General features: G+C 72.1%; 9 protein-coding genes. 1 reads left to right on the forward strand and 8 read right to left on the reverse strand.

Annotation, left to right across the window (positions count from 1 at the left end; genetic code table 11):
• Positions 1 to 6 precede the first annotated feature (6 nt).
• Entirely contained in the window at positions 7 to 267 is a 261-nt protein-coding gene (locus ABEA34_RS13450; RefSeq protein ID WP_345521807.1) for a hypothetical protein, read from the forward strand.
• On the opposite strand, the gene ABEA34_RS13455 is transcribed toward ABEA34_RS13450, so the two are convergent.
• The 8 genes from ABEA34_RS13455 to ABEA34_RS13490 all read right to left on the reverse strand — a co-directional run bounded on the left by ABEA34_RS13455 (position 249) and on the right by ABEA34_RS13490 (position 12,069).
• On the reverse strand, positions 249 to 1,208 hold the full coding sequence (locus ABEA34_RS13455; RefSeq protein WP_345521808.1) for a PASTA domain-containing protein: 960 nt from the start codon (positions 1,206 to 1,208) through the stop codon (positions 249 to 251). The genes ABEA34_RS13450 and ABEA34_RS13455 overlap by 19 nt on opposite strands.
• Before the next feature lie 133 nt (positions 1,209 to 1,341).
• Positions 1,342 to 4,707 carry a heterodisulfide reductase-related iron-sulfur binding cluster gene (locus ABEA34_RS13460; RefSeq protein ID WP_345521809.1) on the reverse strand — a complete coding sequence of 1,122 codons (3,366 nt, stop codon included), beginning with the start codon at positions 4,705 to 4,707 and terminating at the stop codon, positions 1,342 to 1,344.
• Between the two features lie 145 nt (positions 4,708 to 4,852).
• A complete protein-coding gene (locus tag ABEA34_RS13465; protein ID WP_345521810.1) occupies positions 4,853 to 7,276 on the reverse strand; it encodes an amidohydrolase family protein in 2,424 nt (807 codons plus the stop codon).
• Positions 7,277 to 7,360: 84 nt separating this feature from the next.
• On the reverse strand, positions 7,361 to 8,299 hold the full coding sequence (locus ABEA34_RS13470) for a DMT family transporter (RefSeq protein WP_345521811.1): 939 nt from the start codon (positions 8,297 to 8,299) through the stop codon (positions 7,361 to 7,363).
• Complete coding sequence (locus ABEA34_RS13475; RefSeq protein WP_345521812.1) at positions 8,287 to 9,048, reverse strand: IclR family transcriptional regulator; 762 nt, start codon at positions 9,046 to 9,048, stop codon at positions 8,287 to 8,289. Before ABEA34_RS13475 ends, ABEA34_RS13470 begins: the two co-directional genes overlap by 13 nt.
• Before the next feature lie 29 nt (positions 9,049 to 9,077).
• Positions 9,078 to 9,443, reverse strand: a complete 366-nt coding sequence (locus ABEA34_RS13480) for a hypothetical protein (protein WP_345521813.1) — start codon at positions 9,441 to 9,443, stop codon at positions 9,078 to 9,080.
• Positions 9,444 to 9,479: 36 nt separating this feature from the next.
• On the reverse strand, positions 9,480 to 10,685 hold the full coding sequence (locus ABEA34_RS13485; protein ID WP_345521814.1) for an MFS transporter: 1,206 nt from the start codon (positions 10,683 to 10,685) through the stop codon (positions 9,480 to 9,482).
• A gap of 85 nt (positions 10,686 to 10,770) precedes the next feature.
• Entirely contained in the window at positions 10,771 to 12,069 is a 1,299-nt protein-coding gene (locus tag ABEA34_RS13490) for a choice-of-anchor P family protein (protein WP_345521815.1), read from the reverse strand.
• Positions 12,070 to 12,244: the final 175 nt, after the last annotated feature.

Here is a 12,244-nt window from a genome sequence, read left to right on the forward strand (position 1 = left end):
CCTGTCATGGCAGAGAACCAGCACACAGCAGGTGCCTTCGACATCCGCAACATCATCGGCGGCCTGATCGGCGTCTACGGCGTGATCCTCACGGTGATGGGCCTCGTCGGGGACCAGGAGCAGGACAAGACCGGCGGCGTCAACGCCAACCTGTGGGCGGGACTGGTGATGCTCGCCATCGGCGCCGCCTTCCTCGTCTGGGCGCGGGTGCGCCCGGTCGTCGTACCGGAGCACCCGACCCAGGAGCGTCAGGACGACGCGGGGTAGAGCGCGACGCTCTCGATCCGCTCGCCCCGGTCGCGGTAGAGCTCGACGCGCAGCGGGCAGCCGGTGCGGTCGGCCGACCGGATGATGAAGGCCACCACGTTCGTCTTGGCCCCGATGGACGGGTCGGGCTCGCCGCACTGGTTGGTGCCGTCGGTCGGCGCGACGATCCGGAGGGCGGGGACGGCGTACGTCAACGGGTGCTCCTGCACCAGGGCGACGTCGGCGGTGGCGCGCCGCAGTGCCGTCAGCACGTGGCTCGCCCGCCAGGAGTCCGGGTCGGCGGCCTCGGCGCCGGTCAGCAGCTGTGCCGACCCGTCGCTGGGGTAGACCCACACGCGCGGGGCGAACGACGGCGCCGGCCCATGGCCGTTGGCCCAGTCGAGCACCTCCCAAGCGAGCTGCCGCTCGGCGTAGTCGGTCAGGCAGGAGACGTCGGCCGGTAGTGCCGTGTAGACGACGACGTGGTCGCCGCGGCTGATCTCCGCGCCTGCGGCGGGCTCGCTCGCCACGACGCGGTCGCGCACCTCGCAGGACCGGAACGGGCGCTGCTGGACCTCGAGACCGCGCTTCTTCAGCAGCGTGCTCGCCGCGGCCCCGTCGTACCCGAACAGCGAGGGCATCTGGTCGGCGCGCAGGTGGTCGGCGGGCGGGGCGTCCGGTCGGGCCAGCGCGAAGACCGCCCCCGCCGCAACCACCACGATGGCCAGCGCGGCCACCGCCGGCCAGCGTCTGCTGCGGGGTCGGTCAGGCGGGCCGAGGACCGCGTCGGCGAGCGCTCGGCGGACGAGCAGGTCAGGGTCCTCCGCGCGCCTGATCCGGGCCTGCTGCCGGGCCAGCACCTGCTCGACGACCGTCGGCGCCTGCTCCGGTTCGACCCCGAGATCCTCGGCCGTGCGCAGCAGCGTGTGCCACCGTGCGTCGCGATACTCCCGGGGATCCATGCCGACTCCTGTTCGGAGCCGACGCTACGCCTGGATGGGGGCCGTGCGGGTTTCACCGGGTGCCCGGTGAAACCCGCACGACACGCCGGGTCGGTACGGCGTGTCGTGCGGGTTTCGGCCGACAACCCAGCGGTCAGAGGTCGAAGAGGGACCCGGCTCCGTGGATGTCGACGTCGGTCTTCGGCTGGTGGGCCTCGCCGCTGGACGCCGGCTTCGGCTTCTCCTCCGGATCGGCCTCGGGCTCGGCCTCGGCCGCTGCCTCCGGCTCGGGCTCGGCGGCGGGCTCCGGCTCGGGCGATGCGCTGGGCTCGGGTGCCTCAGCGGCTACGGGCTCGTCGCTTGCGGCGGCGGTTGCCGCCGCGCTGAGAGCCGCCCCGTCGGGGACCCCGGTCGGTGCCTCGGCCTCGGGCTCTGCCTTCGCTTCCGCCTCCGGCTCCGGCTCGGGCTGGGGCTCAGCGGGTGTCTCCGGCTTCGCAGCGGGCGCGGCCGGCTCGGGGGCGGCGATGTCGAAGAGGGACCCGCTCTCCGGGATCGAGGCGGCGGGAGCTGCGGCCGGCGCGGGCTCGGCCTTCGCCTCCGGCTCGGCAGGGGCCTCGGGCTCCGGCTCCGGCTCCGTCTCGGGCTCCGGCTCAGCGGGTGTCTCCGGCTTCGCAGCGGGCGCGGCCGGCTCGGGGGCGGCGATGTCGAAGAGGGATCCGCTCTCCGGGATCGAGGCGGCGGGAGCTGCGGCCGGCGCGGGCTCGGCCTTCGCCTCCGGCTCGGCAGGGGCCTCCGGCTCCGACTCGGGCTCAGCGGGTGTCTCCGCCTTTGCAGCGGGCGCGGCCGGCTCGGGGGCGGCGATGTCGACGAGCGACCCGCTCTCCGGGACGGCTGCGGCGGGAGCTGCCTCGGCCTTCGGCTCGGCCTTGGGCTCCGCCTCGGCCTTCGGCTCCGGCTCCGGCGAGGACTTCGCTGCGGGTGCGGCCGGCTCGTCGGCGGCGATGTCGAAGAGAGAGCCACCTCCGGAGGCAGCCTTCGACGGCTCGGGCTCGGGCTCGGTCTCGGCAGCGGTCTCGGTCTCGGGCTCGGCCACCTCCTCGGCGGGGGTGTCGAAGAGCGAGCCGCCGGACGGTGCGGGCTTCTCGACGGGTGCGTCGTCGGCAGGCGCGTCGAAGAGGGACGAGCCGCCGGAGGCCTTGGCGGCTGGGCCGGCGTCCGCGGTCTCGACCACCGTGTCCTCGGTGATGGTCTCGTCGCCGGCCTCAGGCTCGGCCTTCGTCTCGACCGCCTTCGTCTCGACCGGCTTCGTCTCGGGACTGGCACCGGGTGCGAGCTTGGTCGCCATCTCGCCCTTGATCGACGACAGCAGCATCTGCGCGACGTCGAGGATCTCGACCTCCTCGCGCGCCTCGCCGGCGGCCTGCTGGGCGGTGAGGCCGTCGGACAGCATCACCCGGCAGAAGGGGCAGCCGACCGCGATCTGGTCGGCGCCGGTGCCGACGGCCTCCTTGGTGCGGTTGACGTTGATCCGCTCGCCGAGCTTCTCCTCCATCCACATGCGCGCGCCACCGGCACCGCAGCAGAAGGACTTCTCGGAGTTGCGCTCCATCTCGACGAACTCGGCACCGGGCAGGATCTGGAGCAGCTCGCGCGGGGGCGTGTAGACGCCGTTGTGACGGCCGATGTAGCAGGGGTCGTGGTACGTGATCGAGCGCTTGTGCGCACCCGGGCCGTCGGCGACCGGGGTCAGCTTGCCCTCGCGCACCAGGCGGTTGAGCAGCTGCGTGTGGTGCACGACCTCGAGCTCGACGCCGAACTCCTTGTACTCGTTCTTGAGCGTGTTGAAGCAGTGCGCACAGGTCGACACGACCTTCTTGACCTTGTACTCCTTGAAGGTCTCGACGTTCTGCTGCGCGAGGCCCTGGAACACGAACTCGTTGCCGGCCCGTCGAGCCGGGTCGCCGGTGCACGTCTCGCCGTTGCCGAGCACACCGAACGAGACGCCCGCGATGTCGAGCAGCTCGGCCACGGCGCGCGTGGTCTTCTTGGCCCGATCCTCGTACGCGCCGGCGCAGCCGACCCAGAACAGCCAGTCGACCTCGTCGAGCGACTCGATCGTCTCGCCGACGACCTTCACCTCGAAGTCGAGGCCCTTCGCCCAGTCCAGGCGCGCGTTGGGCGACATGTTCCAGGGGTTGCCCTTGTTCTCCAGCCCCTTGAAGAGGCCGTTGAGCTCCGCCGGGAAGTTCGACTCCACCAGGACCTGGTAGCGCCGCATGTCGACGATGTGGTCGACGTGCTCGATGTCGACCGGGCACTGCTGCACGCAGGCGCCGCACGACGTGCAGGACCAGAGGACGTCCTCGTCGATGACGAAGGCGCCGTCGGTCGGGTTGTAGAACCAGTCGGCGACGTCGGTGCCCGACCCGGCAGCCGGGTCGGCGTCGGTCTTGCCGATCAGGGCGCGGGGTTCGTCGCCCTCGGCCGCGCCGGCATGGGCGTACGCCGCGTCGCGCAGCCCCATGATCATCAGCTTGGGGGACAGCGGCTTCTCGGTGTTCCAGGCCGGGCACTGCGACTGGCAGCGACCGCACTCGGTGCAGGTCGTGAAGTCGAGGATGCCCTTCCAGCTGAAGTCGTCGATCGAGCCGACGCCGAGCGTGGCGTCCTCATCGAGGTCGTCGATGTCGTCGAGCGTGATCGCCTTGCCGTCCGACGTGAGCGGCTTGAGCGCGCCGAGCGCGGTCGTGGCGCCGTCGGTGTCGCGGCCCGTCGCCTCGCGCTTGAACCAGATGTTGAACCACGCGGTGAACCGGTGCCAGGCGACACCCATCGTGAGGTTGCGGGCGATCACGAGCAGCCACACCATCGCGAGCACGATCTTGAACATCGCGATGCCGTAGACGATGTTCTCGAGGGTGTCGTGGCCGTCGGGGTAGAGGTTCGAGAAGGTGGCGCTCACCGGGTAGTGGAAGCGGCTGGCCTCGGGGTCGAGCTTGTACTCCGCACCCCGGATGAAGAGGATCGCCGAGCCCTCGAGCAGGGCCATCGCCTCGACGAAGTACGCCTGCCAGAAGTTCGAGCCGTAGAAGCGGCTGTCGCGGCCCTTGCGGCGCGGGTGGTTGAGCTGGCGGTAGACGATCAGGAAGACGATGCCGACCGTGCTCAGCACGCCGAGCGACTCCATGACCCACTCGTAGAGGAAGAAGTGGCCGATGATCGGCAGCGCGAACTCGGGGCTGAAGAGCTGGAAGTAGCCGGTCAGCACGGAGGCGCTGAGCACGATGAACCCGGCGTACACGAACCAGTGCATGATGCCGACCCAGTGCCACTGCAGCATCCGGGTGTGGAGGAACGTCTCCTTGATCATCGTCAGGCTGCGCTTGTACGGCTGGTCGGTGCGCCCCGTCACCGACTGGCCCTGGCGCAGCACCGCCAGCATCTGGCGCACCGCCCGGGTCAGGATGACGACGGCGACGGCCGTGATGGCGAGCGAGACGACGATGGCGAAGATCTGCATGGAGCGGGACTCCCTCGACGGGCGGCAGTCGGGCGTGTGGTGCGACGCCGTACGGCGCGCCGTGAGCCTAGTTCCCCGTGCTCCTCGACGTCAGTCCCGCCTGGCGTGAGAAGAATCCTACCGGCAGGTAACTTCAGGGGGTGTGTCAGGCCCGCTTGATCGCAGCGACCTTGCCGGCCTTGGAGAACCGCACCTTCATCATCACCTTCGGGTCCGAGCCCGTCTTGGCACAGAAGGAGTACGTCGTGCCCAGCCGCTCGTAGGGCTGGCCGACGGCCTTCATCACGGCGGTCGTCGACATCCCGCGGTGGAGGAGCCTCTCGACCTTCGCGACCCGCTTGCGCAGGCCCGGGTTGCGGCACGAGTCGGGGTCGACGCCGTCGGCCCGCTCCCACATCTGCAGGTAGGCCTCGGCGCCCCGCGCCATGTCGTCCTCGATCTTGGCGCCGTCACCCTTCTTCTGGCTGTCGGCCACCTTGGTGAGGTCCTGGATCCAGTCGGGGTAGAGGCCGTATTGGGCGACGCCGTCGGCGTTGATGTCGTAGACGCGCTGGCCGGCGTGCTGCTTGTCGACCGTCACGCCGCCGAGACCCTTGAACGGGTACGTGACGGGGTTGGCGACGTCGGTGCCGCGCGGGTCGCCCTGCGCGCCGAGGCCGTTCATGTCGGCGCCGTAGCCGATGCCCCAGTAGTAGCGCTTGTCCGCCCAGCCGATGTGCGTGCGCCACTTCTCGACGAAGCCCGTCGAGTCGCCGGCGTACGGCGTGATGAAGCCGCCCTCCTGGTAGATCCGCGGGTAGGAGTCGGGCGTCGACCACGAGTGGCTGGAGACCACGCCGTGGTAGCCGAGGTCGTCGATCTGGTCGAGCGCGGAGGCGCGGGCCTTCACGCTCATGTGGTCGGGGTCGAAGACGATGTGCCGCTGGGCGAGCGCCTGGATCGTGTGCTTGCCGAGGGTGGTCAGGCCGCGGGAGTTGCAGTGGTGCGCGGGGCCGTAGACCGGCAGGGCCGTGTGCAGGTTGTCGAAGAGCTGGCCGATGGCCCCGAAGAGCGCGTCCTGCTGCTCAGCGGAGATCTCCGGCGCCGCGACCTGGTCGCGGTCGTGGGACTCGCCGTCGGCCGGCTCGCAGTGCCGCATGTCCCAGAAGGAGCCGGTCTCCAGGAAGTTGGCCGTGTTGACGGCGACGCCGACCGCGCCGTTGTCGCCGGCGACGCCGGACAGCGCGTTGTCGAACTTGTTGACGAGCTCGACCTGGCGCACGCCGAGCTTCTTGAGGCTGTCGAGCTGGGCGTCGATGTCGCCGATGTCGCACTGCGGCACGTCGAGCTTCATCGTGCAGCCGAACGGGACGCTGGTCTCCATGCCCATCACCACGGCGAGCTTGCCGGCGTTGATGACCTTGCGCGCCTCGAAGGGCGTCTTGACGATCCGGTAGAAACCCTTGCCGGGCCCGCCGAACTGGGCGTCGATGTAGTCCTGCATGTCGTACATGTCCTGCGCCTCGCGGCGCACGGTGGTCATGTCGTCGCACTTGGCGTACGCGGCGCTCTTCTTGAGCGGGTAGACCTGGCAGAGCTTGTTGTTCTCGACGAGGAGGTTGACGAAGATCCGCTGGCCGCCGCGCCAGGACCGCTCGAGCCAGCGGTAGTAGGTGCCCTCGTGGGTCAGCGACTCCGGCGCCGGCCAGTCCTTGAACGTCGGCCAGCCGATCGGGTCGTGGTGCGCCTCGCCGGAGAGCACCGACTCCAGGACGCCGCCGTACCCGCCGGTCGTGGTGTGGTCCGGGCAGTCGACCAGGGCGTACGGCGCGCCGTACTGGTCCCACGGCTTGCCGCAGTGCGCGGCTCCACCCAGGAACTCGAAGGCCATGCCGTGGGTGTGCGCGTCGACGTACCCGCGCACCTCCTGGTACGGCGTCACGCCGGCGTGCGGGCGCCCGGAGACGTCGATCTGCGACTCGGGGTAGGCGGCGCAGCCGGTGGTGCGCGTCAGCGCGAAGGAGGACCTGCCGCCGATGGTCAGCGGCGAGCCGTGGTTGGCGAAGGTGAAGCGGTCGCCCGACCGACGCGCGGTCCACACCGTGGTCGCGCCCGGGGCGGTGGCCCTCTTGCCGCCGGCGATGACGAACGCCCGGTCGGCGTCGTAGAGCAGGTAGTCGCCCAGGTCGGTGGGCTTGAAGAAGATCGGGTCGCCGGCGAGGGAGTAGCAGCCGTTGGCCATCGCGTAGCGGTCCTGCGGGTGCTTCTTGCGGGGCCGCGTGACCGCGGCCGTCGTGAGCTTCGGGTCGGGCAGCCCGCGCTCCTTCTCGACGTACGACGCGCTCGCGGCCCGGTCGGCGGCGGTGGTCGGGTCCTTGGTCGACTTGCCGAGGTCGCCGGCCCGGGAGAGCGCGTTCTTGTCGGCCTTCATGCCGGCGAGGGCGTTCTGGGCGTAGGCGTAGCGGCCCGACAGGCTCCCCTCGCGGACCCCCGCTGGGCCGCCGAGCGCGACGGCGGTCGCCACGAGAGCGGCGGCGGTGGCCACCGCGACGACGATGCGGCGGCTCGAACGGGTGGGCTCACTCGACATGTGGCGCTCCTTCAGGGCTGCTGGCCACTCCAACGACACAGATGCCCCGGGGTCACCCGCCCTGAACCTGGGTCCATCGGATGTCTAGGGCGCCGGGCTCGCGATCGGCGTCGTGGCAGGCCGCCAGCCGAGGCCGGCCACCGCTGCCAGGATCAGCACGCCGCCGACGACCCCCGCCGGTCCGAGCCGTTCGTCGAGGAGGGCGGAGGCCAGCACGGCGGCGGTCAGCGGCTCGAGCAGGGTCGCGATGACCGCCGAGCTGCCGGGGGCGGTGCGCAGCCCGGCGTAGAAGAGCAGGTAGGCGACCGCCATCGTGAGCACGCCGAGGTAGACGAGGGTCCCCGCGACCACCGGGTCGCCCCACGCGCCGACGTCCAGCCCGGTGACGAGCGCCAGCGGCGTCAGCGCGATAGCGCCCACGGTCGTGCTGGCGGTGGCCAGGCACAGCGGCCCGGTCGACCGGGCGAGCCCGTGGCCGACGAGCGTCGTCAGGGCGTACGCCGTACCGGAGCCGATCGACGCCAGCACGCCGGCAACCGGGTGCGGACCCCCGGCCGACCCGGCGGAGGCGCTGACGAGGACCAGGCCGACGAGGGCTGCGACGAGCACCAGGACGTCACCGGTGCCCGGTCGCCGCCGGTGCCGGACGCTCTCGACCACCGTCACGATCATCGGAGCCAGCCCGAGGCTGACCACCGTCGACACGGTGACCCCGACGGCGACGACGGCGGCGAAGTAGAGGGCCTGGTACGTCGCGGTGGCGACGCCGATCACCAGGACCCGCCCCGGGTGCCGGCGCACGAGGTCGCCCAGGGCGCCGAGCTGCCGGACGAGGCCGACCGCGACCAGCAGGGCGACCGCGCCGATCACCATCCGCCACGCGCTGATCGTGACGACGGACATCGGTTGGGCTTCTCGGATCACGTGGACCGCAAGGCCGCCGGTGCCCCACAGGACGCCGGCGAGACAGATCTGGAGCAGGCCGAGGCCCGCGCGAGGGGGTGTCGTGCTCAGCCGGTCCACCCGCCGATCCGACGCGTGATGCTGGTCGCCGTGGCGGTGACGTCGGCGGCCAGGGCGGCAGCGTCCGGGCCATCGTCGGTGTCGGGGTAGGTGACGGCCACGGCGGCCACCGGGTGCTGGTTGTGGTCGGCCACCGCGACGGCGACGCTGGACAGCCCCGGCGTCACCTCGCCGTCCTCGACGGCGTACCCGCGCTGGCGGGTGTCGGTCAGCAGCCGCCGCAGCGCGCTCAGCGTGCTCGGCCCGAGCCCGTGCCGGTCGACGAAGTCCGACGGCTGCGAGTAGAGCGCGCGCACCTGGGGTGCGGGCAGCTGGGCGAGGATCGCGCGGCCGCTCGCGGTCAGCTGCGCCGGCAGGCGTACGCCGACGTCGGTGACGAGCGGCGGCCGGCCGGGCGCCCGCTCCTCCACGACGTACAGCACCTCACGCCCGTGCAGGACGGCCAGGTGGGCGGACTGCCCGAGCCGGTCGACGAGCGCGGCCAACGGTCGTCGGGCCAGTCGTTGCAAGGGCTCCTGGCGCGCGTAGCCGCTGCCGAGCTCGAACGCCGCGAGCCCGAGACCGTAGCGGTGCTCCTCGGCGAGGTGCACCACGAAGCCTTCCTCGATCATGGCGTTGAGCAGGTGGTACGTCGTGCTCCGGGGCAGGTCGCAGGCGCGCATGATCCGGTCGAGCGGCACCGGGTCGGGCTGGCCGGCCAGGAACCGCAGCACCCGCATCGCGCGCGTCGCTGCGGGCACCTGGCTCATGCCCGAAGGCTACGGCCAGACGGGCGGTCCTACAGCGTGCGACCACCCGCATCGCCGGGCTGGTAGCCGTCGGCGCGGTGGTCGACGTCCGGGTCGATCGCGTCGGCCTGGCGCAGCACGTCCTCGTGGCGCGCCTGGTCCATCTCGAGCTGGCGCTGCGCCTCGGCGGCCTCCTGCTCGACGCGCTCGGCCTCCGCGCGGGCGAGGTCGGCGCGGGCGGCGGCCTCGGCGGCCTGCTGGCCCGACTGGTCGATCTCCGTGCGGTGGACGTCGGCCTCGGACCGGATCTCGGCCGCGACCTGACGGTGCTTGGTCTGCCGGCGCCGGCTGGCCAGGTAGGCCACGACTGCGATCAGCAGCACGATGACGACGACAGCGATGATGAGGTAGGTCATACCCCGGCTGGTACCCGACGGACGCGGAAGCACTCCTCAGGACAGCGCGCGCTCCTCGCGCACCGGGATCAGCGGCACCGCCACCAGGGGGAAGAGGGCGCCGAGCGCGAACGCGGCGGCGTACCCCCACTGCCCGATCGCGAGCCCGGCGAGCGGGGGTACGGCGGAGGCCGCGAGGAACTGGGCCGTGTTCTGCACCCCGAGCGCCCGGCCGGACCAGAACGGCCCGGACCGCTCGGCCACGGCGGTGAACGCCAGGCCGTTGTCGGCCACGGTGACCAGCGTCGCCACCACGACCAGGAGCACGGCGACGGCCAGGTCGAGGGCCGCGGTCAGGCCGAGCAGCGCCATCGTGGCGGCCGCGGCGAGGGCCACCCAGCGCAGGGGCCGCATCCGGGCGCCGACGACGTCGGAGAGGTGGCCCGCCCCGATCCGGCCGAGGGCTCCGGCGACCTGCGCGACCGCGACGATCGCGCCCGCTGCGGCCGGTGACCAGTCGCGGTCGGTCACCAGCCACACCAGCGCGAACGACCAGACCAGGAACTGCGGGACGACCAGCAGCACCGAGACGCCGTGGATCCGGGCCAGGTAGGAGTCCTGGCGGTACGGGTTGACGACGGCGGTGCCCGCGCGACGCTCGGGACGCGGGGGGTCCACGACGACGGCCGCGACGAGGACGGCTGCGAGGGCGCAGGCGACCGTCGGCACCCACAGCGCCGCGTGGACGCCGTGCGCGGAGGCGATGACGGCGATCGAGATCGCGGCGACGCCGACGCCGACCGGCTGCGCCATCTGGCGGATGCCCATCGCCAGGCCGCGTCGCTCGGGCGGGAACCAGCCGACGACCACGCGGCCGCTGGCGGCGTTGGTGCTGGCCGCCGCGGCGCCGGCGAGGAAGAGGGTGACGACGAGCAGGGCCAGACCGCCGGTCAGCGCGGCGGCGACGCCGAAGGCGACGGTCGCCGACAGCCCGACGAGCAGCACGAACCGCTCCCCCCGACGGTCGGTGACCCAGCCCCAGGCGACCAGGGTCAGCATCACGCCGATCGTCGGCGCGGCCGCGACCAGGCCCGCCCTCGCGAGGCTCAGGCCGCCCTGCTCGTGCAGCGTCGGGATCAGGAACGCGGGTCCGTGCATCATCACGGCGGCCGCCGCCTGCGCGAGCGTGCTGGCGGCGAGCATCGTCCACCGCCGTGCGGTGGAGACGCTGCGGGCCGGCGCGGCCTGTTGACGGAGGGACACGCCCTCAGTCAACGCCGCGCCGGCCCTCAGGTCGTCGTACGTCTTGCAGGGTGGCCTGTGAGATGGCCGACCCAGTGGCTGCCGGTCAGTGGGCGCTGCGGCGCACCTGCATCCGGGCATTGCCGAGGTCGATCACGGCGCCGGTGCCGTCGAGCAGCTTGATCCGCAGCGCGATCACGGACAGGCCGTTCTTGGACTTCTCCGTCACGGACCGCTGGAGCTTCGCGACGCCGGGGATCTCGAGCACGCCGGTGTCGGGGAACTTCCGCGGCTCACCGTTGACCACGATCGTGCCGATCGTGGTGCCCTTCGTGCTCCGGTTGAGCTTCCGCAGGTGGGAGCCGGTGCGGGAGACGTTGACCTGGCCGACGATGCCCTCGATGCGGAGCTGGTCACCCAGGCTGAAGGAGGCGACGCGGCTGCGCGTGTAGCCCCACGCCTTCTTGCCGTTCTGCTTCGCCATCTCCTCGCTCTTGGCGACGCCGACCGCGACCTGCCCGCCGAGGTCGGTGGAGGACGCGGAGCGGGTCTTGACCACGCCGTCGGTGCCCTGGCAGGGCATCTTCAGCAGGGTGTTGCGGCCGAGGCCGACCACGCCGGAGGCGGCGTTGCCGGTGACGGCGGCCGACTGACCGCTGAAGAGGCCGGTCTGCACGCCGGACAGGATCTGCGCCACGGCGTGCGCGACCCGCACGGTGCTGTGGGTCGCGAACAGCTCCACCTTGAGGCCGTTGGAGTAGGCGCGGGCGCCGTTCTTGGTCGTGGGGGTGTTGGACGCCGCGACGGTCACCTTCGCGAAGCCGGGGATCGTGACGGGCCGTCCCGGGGCCGGGATCGGGAAGTCCTGGGCGGGACCGACCGGGCCGGCGAACGTGAGCCGCGCGAGGTCGGTGTTGGTCGACGTCTTGAACTTCGAGCCGTCGTGGTAGGCGCGGGCCGTCGAGGAGACGGCGTTCAGGGTGAGCGTGCCGAGCGGGGAGTCGCTGAGCACGACCTTGCCGATCGTGTTGCGCGCCCAGGACGAGACGACGCCGCCCTTGCGGGTGGTCCACACGCGGGTCTTCGCCGCGCTGATGGTGCCGAGGCCGGGCAGGGTGACGCCGGCGATGTTGTTGGTGTGGTGGAGGCCCGCTCGGTTGGTGCAGCCGATGACCTCCCAGGCGGTGCCACCCGAGTCGGTGGGCACGTCGCCGCCGGTGGCGCGGGTGCTGTAGCCCCAGGCGCGGAGCGCGAACGGCGTCGCGTTCGGGTCCTTGGGCTTGTGGGCCGAGGACCGGTCACTGGTGCCGGGTCCGGCGGAGGCCGGAGCGATGACGACGGTGGCCGGTGCGGCCGCCGCCAGGACCGCGAGCGCGGCCACGGTGGTGCGAGTCTTGAGTCGCATGTGGGTTTCCCTCCCGATAAGGCTCACCCAGGAACTCTCCGCCCGAGCGAGTAGTGCGTGGTGTTCCCCCCATTCCCCAGGTCAACTCCTGCCGGGGGTCTGGGGTGACGGGTGACGCACATCACGTCTCGGATCCCAGACGGCGACCGGGTCGCCGGCCCTGGCCGCCGTCCGA

It is taken from the genome of Nocardioides conyzicola (genome assembly GCF_039543825.1).
In the GTDB taxonomy this organism is placed as follows: Bacteria; Actinomycetota; Actinomycetes; order Propionibacteriales; family Nocardioidaceae; genus Nocardioides; species Nocardioides conyzicola.